Source organism: Marinilabiliales bacterium (genome assembly GCA_007695015.1).
Taxonomy (GTDB): Bacteria; Bacteroidota; Bacteroidia; order Bacteroidales; family PUMT01; genus PXAP01.
In genome coordinates, this window is the sequence record REEN01000033.1 from 1 (window position 1) to 19,972 (window position 19,972).

A 19,972-nucleotide genomic window follows, 5' to 3' on the forward strand; every position below is an offset into this window, starting at 1 on the left:
CCCCCGGCCACAGACCCACGGCTCCCGTGTTCACCCCCGGGCCCATCGGGAGGTCTTAATTTTGTAAAGTTTTTCCTGTTGTCTCTTGTCTCTTATCGCAGTTTTTTGTAACTTAATTATAATCAATACTGGTTACAAAATGGATGAGAGAAAAAAGATCAGTATAAGGGACTGGGCCGAGGGTGACAGGCCCCGGGAAAAGCTGCTGGCCGGAGGCAGTGCGCTGCTGAGCGATGCCGAGCTGATAGCTCTGCTCATAGGTTCGGGTAACCGTGAGGAGACTGCGGTGGGACTGGCACGGCGCATGCTTGGCTCTTTTGAGAACAGCCTTAACAGGCTGGGGAAACAGTCGGTGCGCGAACTGATGCAGTTCAGGGGCATCGGTACTGCTAAAGCGGTTGCAATAGCTGCTGCCCTCGAACTCGGCCGGCGCCGGAGAGAGGAGCATGTGGAGGTTCGCCCTACCGTGAGTTCAAGCCGGGATGCCTATATGATCATGCAACCGATGGTTGGCGACATCGGACATGAGGAGTTCTGGATCCTGTTGCTGAACCGTTCAAACCGTCTTATAGAGACATTGCGTACCAGTCAGGGAGGCATATCAGGGACCGTTACCGACATCAGGATGATACTGAAGAATGCGATTCTCCATTCAGCATCATCACTGGTCCTTTGTCATAACCATCCCTCGGGCAACCTGAAGCCAAGCCGGGCCGACATGGAGATCACCAGGAAGATGAATGACGCTGCCCGGCTGATGGATATAAAAGTGCTCGACCATTTGATAATTGCTGACGGGAGTTACTTCAGCTTTGCCGACGAGGGGATCCTGAACAGCGGATAAGCTCCACGACAGGTTTAGCTACTCCGGATGCTAAAAAATTGACTTCGTCGATTTTGCATGCAAGTCTTGGATTTCATGGGATATTCATATGATGCAAAATTCATGTATATTTGAATTGCTAAAACGGTTGCTATGCTTATAAATCTTGGCGAAAACAATTCACTGCTCAGCCAGTTCATTGCTGAGGTACGTGATGAAAGGGTCCAGAAGGACAGGCTGCGCTTTCGCAGGAACCTGGAGAGGATAGGCGAGGTATTTGCCTACGAGATAAGTAAACAGATCCCTTATAAAAAGACTGATGTCCATACGCCGCTGGGAGTAGCCTGCATGAACCTGCCGGAAGAGAGTCCCGTACTTGCCACAATAATGCGTGCCGGTCTGCCTTTCCAGCAGGGCTTCCTGAACTATTTCGACAATTCCGGGAATGCATTCGTTTCGGCCTACCGCAAATACCATAAGGACGGAACCTTTGATATCAAGTTCGAGCATATGTCGTCGCCCGATCTTGACGGAAAGGTTTTAATACTTAGTGATCCTATGCTGGCCTCTGGCTCATCAATCGTGCTTGCCTACAAGGCGCTGCTTTCAAGGGGTATCCCCGGCCACACCCATATTGTGTCGATCATAGCCAGCCGCGAAGGGTTAGCCTATGTGAGGAAGCACCTGCCATCAAGAAAAATTACAATCTGGGTGGGAGCGGTTGATGATGAACTGACCGTGAAAGGCTATATCGTTCCGGGACTTGGTGATGCGGGAGATCTGGCGTTCGGCGATAAATCAGGGGATTAATGCTTTTCAGGTTCACCTGCCGGTAGTTTCCTTACACTACCCGGATCGTCACACTCTGCAAGAATTTCGGCGATGGGTTTATTCAAAACAGGGTGAATAAAAGAAGGGTTTACTTCGGCCAGCGGCTCGAGGGCGAAACGTCTATTGTGTAGTTCGGGGTGGGGAATTACCAGTCCGGGTTCACTGATTACCCTGTCATTGTAAAAGAGGATATCGATATCAATTGTCCTGGGGCCGTATTTGTTGCCGTCCCTTACTCTTCCAAGCTTTTGCTCGATGGCAGATATTGTCTGCATAAGCACATGGGGCTCAAGCCGTGTGTCGGTAACATGAAGACGGTTCAGGAAAGGGGTGTCGTCTTCAAAGCCCCATGGCTCGGTCTCCCAGACCGAGGAGCTTGCCGTGACCTTCCCGATCAGCAGGGCAATCTTTTCAGCGGCCATGTTAAGGTAACTGATCCTGTCACCCACATTTCCCCCTACCAAAAGGTAAATTCCTCCCATGCTCCAAATATACACCTGCCAGCTTAAAAATACAAATGCCGGGTGATTGATAAAAACAGTCTTCTGATTCATGCTATCAGCATAAGCTTTTGGACAGGTGATACTGCAGGCCCGGGACTGCAATTGGTAAAATGATCGATGGGAGGCACTCAAAGAAGGATACTGATTGAAAAATGATGAGAGCAAACATGATTCAAATGGTTTTTTTGTTATATTTTTATGCAATTGTAACTTACAGATACTGCCGGCGCAATTACCATGGGTTGTCGACACATTACAATAGGTTGCCGGGGCAATTACCATGGGTTGCCGGCACAAAGGAGTGTTTTACCGGCGCATATTGCGGTTGTTGACCGACCGTTAATTTTCTAATTTAACTCTTAACTTATGAAAAGCTTTTTTAAGTTTCTTCTGGCCTCAGTCCTCGGTGTTTTTATTGCACTTATGTTCATTTTTTTCATCTTCCTGGGGATAATAGGCGTAATGATCTCTTCGGCCGATAAGCCAGTTGAGGTCAGTTCAAACACGGTGCTTCACATGAAACTTGACCAGCCGGTTGTTGACAGGGCCTCAAAGAACCCCTTTGACGGGTTTGATTACCTCAATATGAGGCCTGTTTCGCGGACCGGACTATACGACATTCTCGAAAATATTGAAAAGGCGAAAAACGATGATAATATAGAGGGGATATTCATAGAGATATCATTCCCCCAGGCCGGCATATCAACTCTTGGCGAGATAAGGGATGCGCTGGAGGATTTCAGGGAGTCGGGCAAATTCATTCTTGCCTATGCCGACTACTATACCCAGGCCGCCTATTACCTTGCCTCGGTGGCCGACCATGTTTACATGACACCTACCGGGCAGGTGATGTGGGCCGGACTGCGTTCGGAGATAATGTTCTTCAAGGGGGCGCTGGAAAAACTGGGAATTGAGCCGCAGATCATCAGGCACGGTGAGTTCAAATCGGCTGTCGAGCCCTTCATGTACGACCGCATGAGCGATGAGAACAGGGAGCAGGTTAATACATACCTTTCGTCTATCTGGAATGTAATTCTTGAAGGTGTTTCCCGTACCAGGGAAATTCCTGTCGCCAGGCTTGACGAGATAGCCGATCGTGCGCTTGTCCGGAGTTCGGAAACTGCTTTGGAGCACGGACTTGTAGATGAACTGTTGTACAGGGACCAGGTGCTTTCCAGGCTCAGGGAGCTGGCCGGACTTGAGGAGGATGATGATATTAAGTCGGTTAGCATTGCACAGTATACCAGGGTACCAAAAAAACGCGAGGGCAGGGGACTGCCGCGTGAAAAGCTGGCAATAGTCTTTGCTGAAGGGGCCATTGGCCCCGGAGAGGGCTCTGAACTGTCGATAGGTTCGGTCAGGATCTCCAGGGCGCTGCGTGAGGCCAGAAAGGACACCACGGTAAAGGCGATAGTTTTCAGGGTCAATTCACCCGGCGGCAGCGCGCTTGACTCAGAGGTTATATGGAGGGAGGTTGAGCTGGCTGCAAACGAGAAGCCGGTAATAGTATCGATGGGTGATCTTGCCGCATCGGGAGGTTACTATATTGCCGCGCCGGCGACCAAAATTGTTGCGAATCCGCATACCATCACCGGATCGATAGGGGTATTCGGAATGCTGCCTGATGCCAGCGGATTTTTGAACGACAAGCTCGGTATTACCGTAGATGTTGCCAAGACCAATGAGTTTGCCGATATGGGGAGTCTATACCGTCCCCTCACACCCGGTGAGAGGGAGATACTGCAGCAGGGCGTGGAGGAAGTTTACCGGGTTTTCACGCAAAGGGTTGCAGAAGGCCGGGGGATCGATGCCGGCCGGGTTGACGAGATAGGGCAGGGCCGCGTATGGAGCGGCTATGATGCCAGGGAACTCGGACTGGTAGATGAGTTTGGGGGACTTACACGGGCGGTGGAGATAGCTGTTGAAGAGGCGGGCCTTGAGTATTACCGGGTTCTTTCACTTCCCACGCAGAAAGATCCTTTCGAGGAGCTGCTCAAAAACCTGGGCGGCTCTGTAATGATGAGGCTTGCCGGAGATTTGCCGGGATCAATGTCACGGCATATGGAGACATTGCGTACTGCTCTTGAACAACAGGGTATCCAGGCCCGGATGCCTTTCGACATGGTGGTGTACTGATAACAAAAGCCGCGGAGGCTTAAATATATAATGTATGCAATACCCGTTGCAACCTGCTTTGAAAGTTCTTCTTTCGCCGTTGTCGGCGATTTACGGTGCCGGAGTCCTTTTAAGGAATACCTTTTTCAAATGGGGTATCTTCAGGGGGCGCGAGTTTCCATTACCGGTAATTTCGGTGGGCAACATCACAGTGGGCGGAACCGGGAAGACGCCGCATGTTGAATACCTGGCTGCCCTTCTCAGGGACAAATTCAACGTGGCAGTCCTCAGCAGGGGATACAAGCGGAAGACAAGGGGATTTGCCGTGGTTTCCACTGAGTCGCATGTTGAAGAGGTGGGCGACGAACCTCTGCAGATCAAAAGGAAGTACCCCGATGTTACGGTGGCGGTAGACGGCAACAGGGTAAGGGGTATTCAAAAGCTGTGCCGGTGCAAAGGCAGGATCCAGGCAGTGCTGCTTGATGATGCGTTTCAGCACAGGTGGGTCAGGCCGGGCATTTCGGTTCTGCTGACAGATTACAGCCGGCCACTGAAGGATGATATGCTGCTTCCCGCCGGCAGCCTGCGCGAGTTCGTGAGTGCGAAGGAACGTGCCACAACGGTTATCGTTACCAAATGCCCCCCTGACATAAAGCCGATAGAGAGACGGATCATAATGACCGATCTGAAACTTTTCCCGTGGCAGTCTCTCTTTTTTACAACCTTTTCATATGGCGATCCCCGGCCGGTATTCAGCGAGACCGTACCCTTCCCCGAAAGGGAAATAATAAGGTCAGAAAAGTACGGCATTCTGATGGTTACCGGGATAGTTTCGCCGCGGCCACTCAGGAAGCATCTCAGGAGCATCTCACCAAGAATTCGCCAGTTGAGGTTCCCGGACCACCACAGGTTTGGCAGAAAGGATGTAGCCCGGATAAAGGATGCGTGGAATTCGCCCGGGGAAAACCTCAGGATGCTGATAACCACAGAAAAAGATGCGGCAAGGCTGAGACAGACAACCGGACTGGATGATGAACTGAAAAGAAATATGTATTATATCCCTGTTAGCGTGAAGTTTATAGATGGTTGCGGGGAGTCTTTTAACAAAAAAATCATTGACTATGTTGGAAAAAATAAACGAGACCATATCCTTTGTTAAGGATAAAGCGCCTTATGAACCGGAAATAGGGATTATCCTGGGGACCGGGCTCGGGGGACTTGTACATGAGATAGACATGCTTCATAAGCTTGATTATGAGGATATTCCGCATTTTCCGGTGTCGACAGTCGAAGGCCACAAAGGGAGGCTCATTTTCGGTATGCTGGCAGGGAAGAAGGTGGTAGCAATGCAGGGCCGCTTTCACTATTATGAAGGCTATACAATGGAGGAGGTCACCTATCCTGTGCGGGTGCTGAAGTACTTGGGTATCAAGACGCTGATGGTCTCGAATGCGAGCGGGGGGGTGAACCCCGATTATGAGATCGGCGACCTTATGATACTGAACGATCATATTAACCTGCAGCCCAATCCGCTGATAGGCAAGAATGAAGAGGATTTTGGCCCGCGCTTTCCTGACATGAGCGAGCCTTATGACCACGAGATGATCACAAAGGCGCTGTCGATTGCGCGCCGTCACAATATAAGGGCCCACCAGGGCTGCTATGTTGGCGTTACCGGCCCCACACTCGAAACGCCCAAAGAGTACCAGTACTTCAGGATTATCGGAGGTGATACCGTTGGGATGTCAACCGTTCCTGAGATCATCGTTGCCCGGCAGATGGGGTTGCCATGTTTCGCCATCTCGATCATAACTGACCTGGGTGTTCCCGGACGCATTGTAAAGGTGACGCATGAGGATGTGCAGGAGGCTGCTGAGATTGCTGAACCCAAGATGACACTTATAATGAAGGATCTGCTGCAGAGGTTGCAGTGCTGAGAATGTGGGGGCTGAAGTTGGTGTTCCTGCCGGCTTGCCCGCCCTGCCGGTATTCCTGTCGGCTTGCCCGCCCTGCCCGTAGAACATTCGCTGTCCGGTGCCACTTCGTGGGCGGCCCGGGACCGGACTGGTACCGGGGGTTATTCCCTGAACCTGCCTGCAAGGACAACTGTTTGCCTGTGGCTGCCAGTATCACCGTCGGGGTGAAACAGTTCCATATATATAAGGTATATGCCCAGCTTTGAAAGCATGTTGGCATCGTTGCGTCCATCCCATGAATATGTGCCCGATGAGCCAAGTATGTGATTGTTCGCCAGCCGCCTGATCCTTCTTCCCCGTGAGTCGAAAATAGTGATGTTGGCGGTATAGCCGGGCTTGTCAAGCTCGTAATGGATGTTTACCACATCGTTGTATCCGCTGTTGTCGGGACTGAAAATGTCTGGATCGACCGAAAGCCTTCCCGGGTTTCTTTTTTGGTTGTCAGAGAACTGGGAGTTTCTGTAACCAGGGGTGGCATATCCTGAACTTCTGCTTGCGCTGAGCCAGTTTGTGGGGTCTGATGAGGGCCTGCTGCAGCTTATCCGTTCAAGGGAAACGCCTTTATCATCTGCCAGTGCAGGTGAGTGCATCGAGGCTGAGTAGGCCATCTCGTCAATAATATTGAAATTGAGATCTGTTATGGCCAGGCGTCCGCCGGCATTGTTCATGGGCGGCAAACGTTCCACCATGATGAATTTATCAGGGCCGGCGGCAAGGTAATGCATTTTTACATTTTCAGGATCGGTCGTGAGCACGGCAAACTCGCCGGCGAAGAGCAGGTATCCCCCTGGCGCTGCCACCCTGGCTGTGCCGGGTTTCCCGTTCACGATGTCGGTAATGAGGATGTGCCGGAGGTCGAAAGTCCTGGCGGAGCGGTTATAGAGCTCAATGAACCTTGCTCCTCCCGGCAATGGGTTGAAAAGAACCTCGTTAATGATGATGTCTCCGGGGCCCGGCGCTTCGGCAACCATGAATCTTGCTGTCCGGTTCCCGTCGCCTGTAAAATTCCCTGCACAGTCATACAGTTCGGCCGAGATTTCAACATAATAATCTTTCCCTGGCCCGAAGTCATGATTGAAGAAAAGGTCGGTTTCCATGAACAGGGGGGCTGACGGGATCACAGCAAGCGGCCTCCCGGCACCTTCAATATTGTAGGAGTAGGGAGACCAGCCCGAAGACGGGTGCATCGGTTCGCTGAAATGAAGTCTTATGCTGCCGCTGGTGCTGACTGTTGCGCGGAGCAGGGCGGGCGGAACAGTGTCGGGGTTGCTTTTCAGCACCGAATTGGGCCTTCCGGGGGTGCCTCCTGAGATGGACTGTGATGCAGTCCAGTTGGCCGCCCCGCCGCAGGGGTTGAACGGGTCTTTCTGCTCGAGCGACCAGCCGCCGGCGGACTTGAAGGAGCTCCCGTACCACGTATCTGAATAATTGACGGCAGATATGACCATCCCGGTTTCATTTCTCAGAACAACTGTCTGGCCACCCATTGCAAGTACCGGGAAACCCGGGATAGCAACAACATCACCATATTTTTCAAGAAGCTCTTCGTTTTTTTCATGGGTGAGAAGCAGGAAGCCGCCCGGCAGAATGGTTATGTCAGGCAGTGACCTGTATCTGTTGCCCACATGCACGGTCCACCCTTTCAGGTTAAGTGATTTGGCCGACCGGTTGAAAAGTTCTATATATTCTGCATCGGGCAGGTAACGGACCGGTGCAGGCCTGACCATGAGCTCATTTATTACCACGTCGAAGGGTTCGGCATTTACCGTTGATTTGATTGGCTGCCCGCCCAGGGGCAGGATGCCTGAGGCTGCCGCAGATGATTCCATCTGCTGTCCTCCCAGCGGCAGGAAGCCTGAGGCTGCCGCAGATGATTCCATCTGCTGTCCTCCCAGGGGCAGGATGCCTGAGGCTGCCGCAGATGATTCCATCTGCTGTCCTCCCAGCGGCAGGAAGCCTGAGGCTGCCGCAGATGATTCCATCTGCTGTCCTCCCAGGGGCAGGATGCCTGAGGCTGCCGCAGATGATTCCATCTGCTGTCCTCCCAGCGGCAGGAAGCCTGAGGCTGCAACTGAGGCCAGGAACGCAATAGTATATGCGCGCATTTTCATTTTCAATCCTGTTTGTCAGTTCTTTATATAAGTTAGCGAAAAACAGGATAAAATCAAAATATCAGGATGATTATTCTTAAAGTGGTTAAATACCCCGGACCTCCGGATCGGAAACAACAAATACCTTGTAATGCTTCGGGGCCCTGTTCCAGGGTAGTTTATTAATTAACAAAATGAATTAAAATACTACAAAATGTTAAAAAGTGTTGAATTGTTCTCTTCTTATAGCAAATCTGATTGCCGACCTGCACTTTTTCAGACGGAAGGATTATTTTTGCAAACTGTTGATTAATTTATTGCCCCGGTCAGCAAGCCGGTGCAAAAAGATGTTACATTTAAAAACAATGTTATGAGAGTTGCTGTTGCCGGCGCTACCGGACTGGTTGGCGGTGTTATGCTGAAAGTGCTTGAGGAGAGGAAATTCCCCCTCCAGATGCTGATCCCTGTTGCGTCTGAAAGATCCGCAGGAAAGAAGATCAGGTATGCAGGCCAGGATATAGTAGTGATAACTCTCGAAGAGGCCCTTTCACTTAAACCGGATATTGCGCTTTTTTCAGCGGGCGGGGAAACTTCCCTGCAGTGGGCCCGGAAGTTTACTGAAGCCGGAACGGTGGTGATTGACAACAGTTCGGCATGGAGGATGGACCCCTCGGTACCACTGGTAGTGCCCGAGGTTAACGGGGAGGTGATTGCCGGGGGCGACATGCTTATAGCAAACCCGAACTGTTCGACCATACAGATGGTTATGGCCCTGGCACCCCTTCACAGGGAATACGGCCTGCAGAGAATAGTCGTATCAACATACCAGAGTGTTACCGGTACAGGTATAAAGGCTGTCATGCAGCTTGAGAATGAAAGGAAAGGTATTGAAGGTGATATGGCCTACAGTCACCCGATCGACCGGAACTGCATACCACAATGCGATGTGTTCCTGCCTAACGGTTACACGAAAGAAGAGATGAAGCTGGTCAATGAAACCAGGAAAATATTCGGAGACGAAAGCATTGCCGTGACTGCAACAGCGGTAAGGGTTCCGGTTGTCGGCGGCCACTCCGAGTCGGTTACCGTTCAGTTCAAAAAGGATTTCGACACTGACCGGGTGAGGGCACTGCTTGACAGTGAGCCCGGTGTTGTGGTGATAGACGACCCGTCAGCAGGCAAATACCCGATGCCATTAATGAGCAGTGACAGGGATGAGGTCTTTGTTGGCAGGATCAGGAGGGACGAGTCGGCCGAGAGGTCCCTCAACATGTGGATAGTTGCCGATAACCTGAGAAAAGGTGCGGCCACTAATACTATCCAGATAGCTGAGTATATGCTGAGGAAGGGTCTTCTTTAAATAGCGTGGCGGTTAACCGGGGTAAAGAAAATCGTTGTAGGGGTACCTTTTCTCGTGCAGCTCCCTAACCTTACCGTAAATCAATTCCCTGAAGCCGTCAATGTTAACCTTGTCCTTTGCGGAGATAAAAATGCAGGGATCATTGTTCCTGGCCATCCATGTAAGCTTCAGCTCATCAAGGCTGATGTTTTCCCTGGCTGGCGGCGTCAGGTCATCCTCATCCCTGGCGATGTGGTTGTAGCGGTCAATTTTATTAAAGACAAGGTAAACCGGTTTATCATTCACGTTCATCTCGTGAAGGGTCTGGTTCACGATATTGATCTGCTCCTCAAATCCGGGGTGTGATATGTCAACCACATGCAGCAGTATATCAGATTCCCTCACCTCATCGAGCGTCGACTTGAAGGACTCGACGAGCTGGTGTGGCAGTTTCCTGATAAAGCCAACTGTATCTGAAAGAAGGAAGGGGAGGTTCCCGATCACCACTTTCCTTACGGTTGTGTCGAGTGTGGCAAACAGTTTGTCCTCGGCAAAAACGTCAGATTTGCTCAGGAGGTTCATGATGGTTGACTTTCCCACGTTGGTATAGCCCACGAGCGAAACTCTCACCAGTTTTCCCCTGTTCTTCCTTTGTGTTGCTTTCTGTTTGTCTATCTTCTCAAGCCTCTCCTGGAGTTTTGCAATTTTATCCCTTACTATCCTGCGGTCAGTCTCAATCTCTGTTTCACCAGGCCCGCGCAGTCCGATACCACCTCTCTGTCTCTCAAGGTGCGTCCACAGCCCAGCTAGTCTGGGCAAAAGATACTGGTATTGTGCCAGTTCCACCTGGGTTCGTGCATGCGCTGTTTTGGCGCGCCTGGCAAAAATATCCAGTATGAGATTGGTCCGGTCAATTACCCGGCATCCCAGTATCTTTTCAATGTTTCTGAACTGGGACGCTGACAGCTCATCATCGAATATTGCCATATCGACCTTGTGCTGCTTTACAAAATTCTGGATCTCGGAGAGCTTGCCCGATCCGATGTAGGTGCCCGGGTTTGGTGTCTCAACACGCTGAAAAAACCTTTCAACAGGCACAGCGCCCGCAGTCTCTGCAAGGAATGCAAGTTCGTTGAGGTATTCCTCAACCTCTGCATTGGTCTGGTGCTGGTTTATAACACCTATCAGTACAGCTTTTTGTTCTTTAACTTCGGTTGTAACGTTTTCTATCATTAAGAATATCTGTTATAATCTGTGTCGGTTTACCTGCCGGATTGCCCGGCTGTTAAAGCCAAAAAGACCCTGATGTCACATCAGGGTCTTTTGTTATCTTTTATAATATTTCCCGGCTTATTGCAGAACAAAGTTGATCGGGAAAGTAAATGCTACTCGTACGGGTTCTCCTCGCTGCCTTCCAGGGGTCCAGCGCGGTGATGACATTACCACCCTTACTGCTTCCCTGTCAAGCGACGGGTCCACGCCCCTCACGACTGTTGCATCCGATACATTGCCGTCGGCGTTAACCACAAATTGCACGAACACCCTTCCCTGAATACCGTTCTCCGCAGCGATCTGTGGATAACGGAGGTTTTCGGCAATGTATTTGCGGAATCCATCCTGGCCTCCACCCTGGAAATCGGGCATATCTTCAACTATGAAGAATATCTCCTGCTCTTCGGCTTCGTCCTCTTCGTCAAACACCATCCCGGTGAAGTCTATCCGGGTATCGGCCCTGGCCTCAACATCGTCAATGAACAATTCATCATCGATATCAACATCATCCTCAACAATATTTAGGACCTCGGTCACCTGTGGCGGCGGTGGCGGCGGTGGCGGCTGTATCTCCTCGGGTCGTGTTATGGGGATGATCTCCTCCTCCATGATGACATCGGAAAGTTCGCCAAGAGATCCTGTGGTTACCTCCCGGGTTGTCCATTCAAATGCAATCAGCAGCAGAGCCAGAACTGTTACCAGTCCTATCTGCAGGAACAGCCCCTTCTTCTTTTCAAGATTGGCTTTGTCGGATTTCTTGAGTTCCATTTTCTTATTTTTTTGAGGGCTTAAAAATAACCAATAACTATTTATTTTCAAACCTATTTATAACTTTTCTCTGTTGCGTTGCCGTTTATTCTCTGCAACGGCCGGATTTAACCGGCTAATTAACAAAGCAAAGCTAATAAAAAAACAGAAAAACGGGTGGTATTATTATATATTATGGCAGGAATCTGAAATAAAAAGGCAGTTCTGTATACGCTATTCGAGCTGGAATCTTACCGGAAAATGAAATGCAACCCTTACGGGCTTTCCTCTCTGCCTTCCAGGGGTCCAGGCCGGGGAGCTGCTTATCACCCTTACAGCCTCATTATCGAGAGACCGGTCTACCCCTCTCATTACAGTTACATCAGAAACAGAGCCATCGGCATTGACAATAAACCTTACCGTTACAGTTCCCTGGATGCCGTTTTCTGCTGCGATCGTCGGGTACTTCAGGTTGCTGAAAATCCAACGGCGGAAATCCTCCTGTCCGCCACCCCGGAAATCAGGCATGTCTTCTACAATTATGAAAACATCCTGATCATCTTCCTCATCTTCTGCCTGGATAATGATATTTGAAAAATCGATTCGTGTGTCTGCCCGTCCCTCGACATCATCAATTATGAGCTCATCGTCAATATCAACATCATCTTCGACAATATTGAGGACCTCGGTCACCTGTGGCGGCGGTGGTGGTGGCGGGGGCTGTATCTCCTCCGGCCGTGTTATTGGGATGATCTCCTCCTCCATGATGACATCGGCAAGTTCGCCAAGAGATCCCGTGGTTACTTCCCGTGTTGTCCATTCAAATGCTATCAACAGCAGTGCCAGTACTGCAGCGAGGCCTGCCTGGAAAAAGAGTGCTTTTCTGCTTTCCAGGTCCGCTTTTTTTGACTTTTTGGTTTCCATGGCGCTGTTTTTTTTATGTTTTGAATCATCTGGAATTCTTCCGTACGGTGCCGGGGCACCTACAACAATTGCCAGCATAACCTTATTCGGTGCGCACACAATTTCAACCTTAACCGGCTCGCCTTCAACTTAACCCGGGCTGTTACCAATAGGTGCCGGGGCACCTCCAACCGCTTCAATGAACACCTTCAACTACAAACTTAGTAATAAAACATAAGTTAAACAACTAAAAAACTAGTTATTTTTATAATAAATTATGGATTTTGCTCATAGCTGATGTACACGGTTAATTGGAACTCCATCATCTGCCGCTCACGGGCAGATATCAATTTGCTGACTTACTTTACATTAAGAGTTTTTTCAGCGCTGCTTTTGAATAACACAAAAAAGTATTAATTTAGCACGGCGAAAAAACGGGGATTTAGCTCAGTTGGCTAGAGCGTTTGGCTGGCAGCCAAAAGGTCAGGGGTTCGACTCCCCTAATCTCCACAGACCGGATAGCAAGACTGCCCCAATCATCTGGATTGGGGCAGTCTTATTAAAAGCCAATACACAATAACTCCGGGGTATCCCGGCCTGATTATGGAAAGAAGAAAATGGGTTTTGTACCTGCATGAGATATTGAACAGTGTGACACACGGCATCGGGGTTCTGCTGAGTATTGCGGGACTGGTACTGCTGGTAGTGTTTGCAAGCATCAGGGAGCCTGATGCATGGAAAATAGTGAGCTTTTCCGTATACGGGTTCAGCCTTATAATGATGTACACGGCATCAACCCTCTATCATGCTTTCAGGGACAAGAAGACGAAGCACTTTCTGAATCTTTTCGATCACGCATCGATATACGTGCTGATTGCAGGCACCTATACCCCCTTTACGCTGGTCTCGATGAGGGGGCCGTGGGGATGGACGATCTTCGGGGTGATCTGGGGGCTGGCTCTGGGCGGGGTTATATTTAAGCTATTTTTCTACAGCGACAGGCTACGAGTTGTATCTGCAATAATATACGTTGCCATGAGCTGGATCATCGTTATCGCCATCGGCCCCCTGATCAGGAATGTTCCGGCGGGCGGACTTTACTGGCTCCTTGCAGGCGGCGTCTTTTACAGCGCCGGTGTATGGTTCTATATACGCAGGCAAAAAAGGTTCAACCACGTTATATGGCACCTGTTTGTGCTGGCAGGAAGCATCAGCCACTTTTTCGCCATCTTCTACCACGTTCTGCCTCACTGATCGCCCCGGACTTCAAACCCCGGACACCCATCCCCGGGCATCCACCCCCAGGCACCCGGGCCCCGGCCCAAAACAACCCTCTCAACGATTGCCGCTCCCCCTGCTCCTTGCTGCCCGGCAACCCCCAGGCCCCTACTCAATTACTTTCAGCATCTCGTCAATATCGCGTGACTGTTTCCGGGCGGGGACCTTATCGGGCCTGCCTACTGCCACAAACGCCACAAGCAGGTATTTCTCCTCCAGTCCGAGCATCTTGCTGAGGGTTTCCCCGGCCATCATCGGCGCGCTGAGCCAGCACGCCCCGTAATTCATATCGACGGCCGCCAGCAGGATATTCTGGATGCAGGCACCGGCGCTCTGGAAGTCGGGATAGTTTCGCTGCCTGTTTATCTCATCATGGTCCATGACAACCCCTTTCTCCAGCACCGATTCATAGGGTTCCATGGCCACGGCAATAAGTGCCGGGGCATCCTGGAAAAAGGTTGCGAACCATTCAACCTGCGACCTGACATTTTTTGCCGCCTTTGATTCGTTCGCCGGTATCTCCTCAAGCTTCCGGGCCACCTGCGTTGCCATATCCGTCATCAGCTCCCTGTTGGTGACAATTATGAATTTCCAGGGCTGAAAATTTGCCACACTGGGCGCCAGGCTGCCAAGTCTTACCATCTCCCTGAGGTCATTAAGCGGCACGGACTCCTGCTTGTAAACCCTGATGCTTGATCTGCCCTCAATTACTTTTTTAAGTTCCATACTTCGCTGTTTATTATTTTCAATATCTCTGCCGGTGTAACTTCCAGCCTTCCCTGAAACCGGGGCAATAATGCAAACCTCTGCAGGGTTATTTATGAATTGCCCGGGATTGCCCATCGGCATAAACGCTAAGATAACAATTTTGCAACTTTAAACATGCGCTGGTATCTTGTTAATATAAAGCATTAACTTAATTTCAGGTAAAAAACCCGAAAAAAAACGAGGAGTTTTAATACTTTTGTGATCTTGAAAAAACCAGCAGGAAGAGAATGCCGCAAAACAGTAAAGAAAACGGGGAGGTAATAACCAAAAAGCATGTGCGCAAGATCATCTACCCGATCATCATCGGGATCGGGGTCGTGGTGTTCCTGTTGCAGCGGGAAGTTGACGTTGACCTGTTCTCCATTATCACCTTCACCTGGTATTCTGTTTTCTGGATAGTCGTGGCCTTCCTGATGATGATAATAAGGGATTTAGGTTATATCATCAGGCTGAAGATCCTGAGCGAGGGCGATTTCTCATGGAGGCAGTGCTTCAATGTGATCATGCTCTGGGAGTTCTCTTCGGCAATAACCCCGAGCGCCATCGGCGGGACGGGTGTTGCGGTATTCTTTGTTCACCGGGAGGGACTGAGTTTCGGGCGCAGCACGGCCGTGGTAATGGCCACATCCTTCCTTGATGAGCTCTACTTTATACTGATGTTCCCCATACTGATCCTGCTCGTTACAGGCAGCACACTCTTTGCCATTGGTGTTGAGCCGGGGGGAGAGGTAGTATCATTTACAAACGAGTTTTTCTATTTCGCAACTATAGGCTATGCTGTTAAGTTTATTTTTGTGCTGGTTGTCGCTTACGGACTTTTTGTAAATCCGCGCGGCCTCAAATGGACGCTGCTGTGGATCTTCCGCCTGCCGTTGATCAGGAAGTGGCGCTACAAGATGCATGAAACCGGCACCGACCTGATCAATACCTCAAGAACCTTCAGGAGGAAATCCGCCGGTTTCTGGCTCAGGGCTTTTGCAGCAACCTTTTTCTCGTGGACGGCAAGGTACTGGGTGGTTAATTTCCTCCTCCTGGCCTTCTTTATCAATGTGAGAGTTTATGGCTTCATGGATCACATACTGATCTTCGCCCGCCAGCTCGTGATGTGGATCATGATGCTGGTGAGCCCCACACCCGGCGGAAGCGGATTTGCCGAGTTTGTCTTCTCGCGTTACCTGGGTGATTTTATCCCGGTAGGCTTCGCTGTGGTGATGGCGCTTATCTGGCGGCTTGTCAGCTATTATCCCTACCTCTTTATCGGTGCAGTAATGCTGCCGCGCTGGCTTGCCGGAAATTTTTCGGGCAGGAGAAAACGCTCCTGATCCCCAAACCATCACTTTCACATCACAATTACAGGATAATCCAAATTTATTCCTATTTTTGTTTTGCCGGTAAACAATTATCCTATGCTTAAAAAGGCCTCCTTTATTCTGCTCCTCGCTTTTCTTGCCGCATCATGCCGGCATGACAGGCAGCCTGACACGGACCGGGAAAAGGATGCAGCCGCAGAGCCTGTGAACGGCATCACGGTAGCCGACGAGAGCCTCGTCCTGTCTGATGAGATCCTTGGCGAGATCATATACAGCTTTGCCTCCATCGTCGAGATACCCGCGCTGGTAAGTGACCTTGGGGTGCCCTTTTCATCCGGGTTTCTGCTGCCCGCCAGCGAGGTACCGCAGCCCGGCACCGAAATCGGGAATGCCATCATGTTGGGCATCCTCGGGCCCGGCATGGGTTACATGGCCATGTACGGCGAAACCGGCGACATGCCCGGATATATACCGGTAATGAGCAGGGCAGCCGCGGGCATAGGGGCAGAAGAGCTGTTCGACTTTGACAATATTCAGCAACTGGCAAGCGGTCAGCCCGATCCCGCCATGCTCTCCTTCAGCTTCATGCAGAGCTACAACCGCACCGGCGACCATATGAGGGAGACCGGCCGCATTCATCTCGGCACCGCCCTGGTAGCCGGGGTCTGGATCGAGGGGCTTCACCTGCTGACCCGCGCCGCGGCCGTGCTCCCCGATGAAGAGATCCACGATCGGATAGGAGAACAGAAGATAATCCTCAACGAGCTGATAATAATTCTCAGGACACACCGGAGGTCTCACCGTGAATTCTCATCGCTCATCAGTATGCTCGAAGAGATAAAGAAAGTGTTTGACAAGGTGGAGATAGTGTACGAGGTTGATGACCCGCAGGCCGTTGAGCGTGACGGCATGCTCATGGTGGTCCAGAACCAGAGGAGCTATGTGAATATCGCACAGGAACATGTTGACCAGATAACGACCAGGATTGAAAACATTCGCGACAAAATAATTCGCCCGTAAATGGATTTATAAACCCGACTTGTAAGCATGAAACGATTTATAGCGATATTGATATTTGTTGCCGTGGCTGGCCCCCTCTGCTCGCAGACCCTCAGCCAGCTTGTCGATATCTGCGCAGCACAGCTCGGCGATGCCACCTATTTAAGGGATTTCCAGGTTGAACTCGAAGCCGCCGAACCCGGGCATCCCGCACCCGTGGCAAAATACTCCATGGTACTCAACAGGAACACCCAGTACCGCCTGTCCATCTGCAATTCGGAGTTTTCCCCCGGAAGGGGAATAATAGAGATATACGACAACAGGGGCCTTATCGGCAGCAACCATGTCAAGTCAAGCGGCGAGATATACCCCTACTTCGACATACAGATCCAAAGCACCGGCATCTACCACATCTTCATCTCCTTCACCGGCGGCCAGCAAGGTACGGCAGTGGGCATCCTGTCATACGTAAAACGATTATGATATCCCTTTCGGGGAAGTGAACGCCCTGCCATACCCGTCTGATCCCGATGCCAGGCAGTGACATCCCGCCGGGGTTAACGGGGGCCCCACACCAGCACCAGCATTCAGACAAGCCCCCTTTACCACGGCCCCCACACCAGCACCACCATGCCGGCAACGGTGAACCACAGGATAAGGTTTGGCCAGAATGTTTTTCTGAAGGAGAGCAGGTAATGGCTCAGCAGGAATGCCACCGGCAGTGTTGCCGGCACCACCATCTCGATGTTGGCCGTTTCAACCAGAAAGTATGCAGCGGCACCAACAGCGTAGACCCAGAAGAAGATCAGGAAAATCTTCCGTATTATCACCTTCATCACACCCATCGACCTTGCCATTTTCCTGCTGGCAAAAAGCACCACCAGCAGAAGGAACCCGAAATAGATCATTTCAGGCAGGTGCGCAAAGTCATACACATCGCGCATGTTGAAGTTAGCTGTTACCAGGGCCCATGTGTACTCCGCGCTCTCGTTCAGCAGCAGGTCGCCCGCCACCAGGAAGAACCAGGGCGTTGCGGCCCCAATGACGCTGAAAACCCACTCCCGCCATATCACGGGCCTGAGGATCAGCAGCGCCACCCATACTATTATTATGTACCATATAAGGTTGAAATAGAACAGGCTGCCCAGGCCGATCAGGAACGATGCCTCGAAGTAGTTGTAGCTCAATCGCTCGGCCTTGTATGAGTCCAGAAGCTTTTCGATGGCCGGTACAAAAAAGATCATCGATATGAGGGCCGGATGAAGCCTGTGCAGGGGGGCCATGCTGCATATTATGGTCACGAACAGGAAAGCCGGCAGCAGAGTTCGCTCCTGCAGAAGCATGTATTTGTTGTTAATTCTTATAAGGTAGAAGCCGGAAGCCGTCAGGAGCACCAGCGCAACGATCTTCGAGGCCAGGCTACTGTGAGGCAGGTAGTCCGCCAGCAGTCCGTACAGCGGCATGGGAGCATTGTCGAACACCATCCGGTCGTATCCGGGCGACATCATTGAAGGCAGCCATGCAGCCACCGCCAGCAGGGGGATCAGCAGGTAGCCAATGGTGGTGTTGTATTTGAGAAGTCTGAGCAGCATCAGGCTGGTATTTTTGGGGGTCTTGTTAACCTTTAGGGCCCTTGCCAGGGTTCTTCCCGGGGCCTTTCCCAAGGCCCAACCCCGGGTCTTTCTCCACGCCACTCTCCAGGTCTTTCCCCAGGTCCCTCCTGTAGTATACCTTGTCGAACGATATTCCGGCAGCCGTTTTGTAGGCCTTTTTAAGCGCCTTTTCCATGGTGGACGCCAGCGCGCTTACCGCCAGCACCCTGCCGCCGTTGGTAACCACTTTGCCGTTATCTTTTCTGGTGCCGGCATGGAAGACTATTGTATCTTCACTCCCCGGTTGCGCGGACTTTCCCTTTTCTGCAGCAACCATTTTCAAGCCCCTTATTTTCAGCCCTTTTTCATAGTTGCCCGGGTAACCCCCTGAAACCAGCATTACCGAGGCCACCACCCGCGGGTCAATATCTATCCTGTGCTGTTCCAGCTCCTGTTTGCCGGTGGCAACAAGCAGTTCAAGCAGGTCATTCTTGATTCGCGGAATTATCGCTTCCGTCTCGGGGTCTCCCAGCCTCACGTTGTACTCTATCACAAAAGGATTGCCCTCAACATTGATAAGTCCGAAGAATATGAAACCCCTGTAGTCAATACCCTCCTTCTGAAGTCCCCCGATAGTCGGTTTGATGATCCGCTCCTCCACCTTCTTCATGAAACCGCCGCCTGCAAAAGGCACCGGCGATACCGAGCCCATACCCCCGGTATTGGGACCCGTGTCGTTCTCACCAATACGTTTGTAGTCCTTTGCCTCGGGCAGCATCAGGTAGTTCTTCCCGTCGGTCAGCACGAAGACCGACAGTTCGATGCCGCTGAGGAACTCTTCGATCACCACTTTGGCGCTAGCATCGCCGAACTTGCCCTCCAGCATCTCCTTCAGCTCCCTTTCAGCCTCCCGGCGGTCGTCGATTATCAGCACCCCCTTACCCGCCGCCAGTCCGTCAGCCTTCAGCACATAGGGAGGCTTCAGCGTCTCCATGAAACCCAGTCCCTCGCTAATTGTAGCCTTCGTAACAGGCAGGTACCTTGCCGTGGGGATACCGTATTTCTTCATGAACTGCTTGGCAAACGCCTTGCTCCCCTCCAGCAGCGCCCCCACGCTGTCGGGCCCTATCACCGTGATGCCCGCCAGGGGGTTTTTTGCATTTTCCTTACTTTTCGCAGGTTTTTTTGATTTCCTGGCTGCCGGTCCTGCCATCTCCCCCGTCCCTTCCATTGCCGCAGTCCTTTCCTTTGCCGCGGTTCCTGGCACATCGTTGCCGCCACCTTTATTTCCATTCTTTTCGCTGCCCTGGCTGCCAGCCTGTCCGTCAGCTCCACCTTCTCCGTTACCGCCAGCCTTGCCGTCTGCTCCGTCTCCTCCCTTACTGCCAGCCTGGCCGCCAGCTCCGTCTCTTCCCTTACCGCCAGA

The 19,972-nt window shown here is 51.3% G+C and carries 18 protein-coding genes and 1 tRNA gene; 11 read left to right on the top strand and 8 right to left on the bottom strand.

The window, feature by feature from the left end; all coding sequences use genetic code 11:
* Positions 1–139: 139 nt before the first annotated feature.
* Both radC and EA408_02945 read left to right on the top strand, forming a co-directional pair.
* Positions 140–844, top strand: coding sequence for a DNA repair protein RadC (gene radC / locus EA408_02940; GenBank protein TVR74297.1), 705 nt, complete (start codon positions 140–142; stop codon positions 842–844).
* 132 nt (positions 845–976) lie between these two features.
* On the top strand, positions 977–1,633 hold the full coding sequence (locus tag EA408_02945) for a uracil phosphoribosyltransferase (protein TVR74298.1): 657 nt from the start codon (positions 977–979) through the stop codon (positions 1,631–1,633).
* Here the strand turns inward: EA408_02945 and folK are convergent.
* Positions 1,630–2,136: a 2-amino-4-hydroxy-6-hydroxymethyldihydropteridine diphosphokinase gene (gene folK / locus EA408_02950; GenBank protein TVR74311.1), complete on the bottom strand. Its 507-nt coding sequence runs from the start codon at positions 2,134–2,136 to the stop codon at positions 1,630–1,632. The genes EA408_02945 and folK overlap by 4 nt on opposite strands.
* Before the next feature lie 387 nt (positions 2,137–2,523).
* Here folK and sppA point away from each other — a divergent pair, with 387 nt between their 5' ends.
* From sppA to EA408_02965, 3 genes are read left to right on the top strand one after another with little or no spacing between them, the layout of a single operon-like run.
* Positions 2,524–4,293, top strand: a complete 1,770-nt coding sequence (gene sppA, locus EA408_02955; GenBank protein ID TVR74299.1) for a signal peptide peptidase SppA — start codon at positions 2,524–2,526, stop codon at positions 4,291–4,293.
* A 34-nt stretch (positions 4,294–4,327) separates the two neighbouring features.
* Positions 4,328–5,431 (top strand): tetraacyldisaccharide 4'-kinase, encoded by a 1,104-nt coding sequence (lpxK, locus tag EA408_02960; GenBank protein ID TVR74300.1) that lies wholly within the window; start codon positions 4,328–4,330, stop codon positions 5,429–5,431.
* On the top strand, positions 5,394–6,209 hold the full coding sequence (locus EA408_02965; GenBank protein TVR74301.1) for a purine-nucleoside phosphorylase: 816 nt from the start codon (positions 5,394–5,396) through the stop codon (positions 6,207–6,209). Before lpxK ends, EA408_02965 begins: the two co-directional genes overlap by 38 nt.
* A 140-nt stretch (positions 6,210–6,349) precedes the next feature.
* On the opposite strand, the gene EA408_02970 is transcribed toward EA408_02965, so the two are convergent.
* On the bottom strand, positions 6,350–8,359 hold the full coding sequence (locus EA408_02970) for a hypothetical protein (GenBank protein ID TVR74302.1): 2,010 nt from the start codon (positions 8,357–8,359) through the stop codon (positions 6,350–6,352).
* A gap of 349 nt (positions 8,360–8,708) precedes the next feature.
* Between EA408_02970 and EA408_02975 the strand changes: the two genes are divergently transcribed.
* Positions 8,709–9,698: an aspartate-semialdehyde dehydrogenase gene (locus EA408_02975; protein TVR74303.1), complete on the top strand. Its 990-nt coding sequence runs from the start codon at positions 8,709–8,711 to the stop codon at positions 9,696–9,698.
* A 12-nt stretch (positions 9,699–9,710) separates the two neighbouring features.
* On the opposite strand, the gene hflX is transcribed toward EA408_02975, so the two are convergent.
* The 3 genes from hflX to EA408_02990 all read right to left on the bottom strand — a co-directional run bounded on the left by hflX (position 9,711) and on the right by EA408_02990 (position 12,620).
* Complete coding sequence (gene hflX / locus EA408_02980; GenBank protein TVR74304.1) at positions 9,711–10,910, bottom strand: GTPase HflX; 1,200 nt, start codon at positions 10,908–10,910, stop codon at positions 9,711–9,713.
* Between the two features lie 117 nt (positions 10,911–11,027).
* The gene (locus tag EA408_02985; protein TVR74305.1) at positions 11,028–11,717 is read right to left on the bottom strand and encodes an energy transducer TonB; all 690 of its coding nucleotides are present in this window, start codon (positions 11,715–11,717) and stop codon (positions 11,028–11,030) included.
* A 213-nt stretch (positions 11,718–11,930) separates the two neighbouring features.
* Entirely contained in the window at positions 11,931–12,620 is a 690-nt protein-coding gene (locus EA408_02990) for an energy transducer TonB (GenBank protein TVR74312.1), read from the bottom strand.
* 415 nt (positions 12,621–13,035) lie between these two features.
* Here EA408_02990 and EA408_02995 point away from each other — a divergent pair.
* Both EA408_02995 and EA408_03000 read left to right on the top strand, forming a co-directional pair.
* A tRNA-Ala gene (locus EA408_02995) sits at positions 13,036–13,109 on the top strand.
* Positions 13,110–13,229: 120 nt separating this feature from the next.
* The gene (locus tag EA408_03000) at positions 13,230–13,853 is read left to right on the top strand and encodes a hemolysin D (GenBank protein TVR74313.1); all 624 of its coding nucleotides are present in this window, start codon (positions 13,230–13,232) and stop codon (positions 13,851–13,853) included.
* A 132-nt stretch (positions 13,854–13,985) separates the two neighbouring features.
* Here EA408_03000 and EA408_03005 read toward each other — a convergent pair whose 3' ends face one another.
* Positions 13,986–14,726, bottom strand: a complete 741-nt coding sequence (locus EA408_03005; GenBank protein ID TVR74306.1) for a nitroreductase family protein — start codon at positions 14,724–14,726, stop codon at positions 13,986–13,988.
* Between the two features lie 146 nt (positions 14,727–14,872).
* Here EA408_03005 and EA408_03010 point away from each other — a divergent pair, with 146 nt between their 5' ends.
* From EA408_03010 to EA408_03020, 3 genes are all read left to right on the top strand, one after another.
* On the top strand, positions 14,873–15,967 hold the full coding sequence (locus tag EA408_03010) for a UPF0104 family protein (protein ID TVR74307.1): 1,095 nt from the start codon (positions 14,873–14,875) through the stop codon (positions 15,965–15,967).
* An 84-nt stretch (positions 15,968–16,051) separates the two neighbouring features.
* Positions 16,052–16,975, top strand: coding sequence for a hypothetical protein (locus EA408_03015; protein TVR74308.1), 924 nt, complete (start codon positions 16,052–16,054; stop codon positions 16,973–16,975).
* A 27-nt stretch (positions 16,976–17,002) separates the two neighbouring features.
* Entirely contained in the window at positions 17,003–17,437 is a 435-nt protein-coding gene (locus EA408_03020; GenBank protein ID TVR74309.1) for a hypothetical protein, read from the top strand.
* A gap of 119 nt (positions 17,438–17,556) precedes the next feature.
* On the opposite strand, the gene EA408_03025 is transcribed toward EA408_03020, so the two are convergent.
* Both EA408_03025 and purD read right to left on the bottom strand, forming a co-directional pair.
* On the bottom strand, positions 17,557–18,618 hold the full coding sequence (locus EA408_03025) for a hypothetical protein (protein ID TVR74310.1): 1,062 nt from the start codon (positions 18,616–18,618) through the stop codon (positions 17,557–17,559).
* Entirely contained in the window at positions 18,572–19,777 is a 1,206-nt protein-coding gene (gene purD / locus EA408_03030) for a phosphoribosylamine--glycine ligase (protein ID TVR74314.1), read from the bottom strand. The genes EA408_03025 and purD overlap by 47 nt, the downstream gene beginning before the upstream one ends.
* Positions 19,778–19,972: the final 195 nt, after the last annotated feature.

Coding starts and splice junctions, on each gene's coding strand:
- EA408_02965 (TVR74301.1), top strand. CDS start 5,394: ATGTTGGAAAAAATAAACGAGACCATATCCTTTGTTAAGGATAAAGCG.
- EA408_02990 (TVR74312.1), bottom strand. CDS start 12,620: ATGGAAACCAAAAAGTCAAAAAAAGCGGACCTGGAAAGCAGAAAAGCA.
- hflX (TVR74304.1), bottom strand. CDS start 10,910: ATGATAGAAAACGTTACAACCGAAGTTAAAGAACAAAAAGCTGTACTG.
- EA408_02975 (TVR74303.1), top strand. CDS start 8,709: ATGAGAGTTGCTGTTGCCGGCGCTACCGGACTGGTTGGCGGTGTTATG.
- folK (TVR74311.1), bottom strand. CDS start 2,136: ATGGGAGGAATTTACCTTTTGGTAGGGGGAAATGTGGGTGACAGGATC.
- EA408_03015 (TVR74308.1), top strand. CDS start 16,052: ATGCTTAAAAAGGCCTCCTTTATTCTGCTCCTCGCTTTTCTTGCCGCA.
- EA408_03010 (TVR74307.1), top strand. CDS start 14,873: ATGCCGCAAAACAGTAAAGAAAACGGGGAGGTAATAACCAAAAAGCAT.
- purD (TVR74314.1), bottom strand. CDS start 19,777: ATGGAAGGGACGGGGGAGATGGCAGGACCGGCAGCCAGGAAATCAAAA.
- EA408_03005 (TVR74306.1), bottom strand. CDS start 14,726: ATGCCGATGGGCAATCCCGGGCAATTCATAAATAACCCTGCAGAGGTT.
- EA408_02945 (TVR74298.1), top strand. CDS start 977: ATGCTTATAAATCTTGGCGAAAACAATTCACTGCTCAGCCAGTTCATT.
- EA408_03020 (TVR74309.1), top strand. CDS start 17,003: ATGAAACGATTTATAGCGATATTGATATTTGTTGCCGTGGCTGGCCCC.
- lpxK (TVR74300.1), top strand. CDS start 4,328: ATGCAATACCCGTTGCAACCTGCTTTGAAAGTTCTTCTTTCGCCGTTG.
- EA408_02985 (TVR74305.1), bottom strand. CDS start 11,717: ATGGAACTCAAGAAATCCGACAAAGCCAATCTTGAAAAGAAGAAGGGG.
- EA408_02970 (TVR74302.1), bottom strand. CDS start 8,359: ATGAAAATGCGCGCATATACTATTGCGTTCCTGGCCTCAGTTGCAGCC.
- radC (TVR74297.1), top strand. CDS start 140: ATGGATGAGAGAAAAAAGATCAGTATAAGGGACTGGGCCGAGGGTGAC.
- sppA (TVR74299.1), top strand. CDS start 2,524: ATGAAAAGCTTTTTTAAGTTTCTTCTGGCCTCAGTCCTCGGTGTTTTT.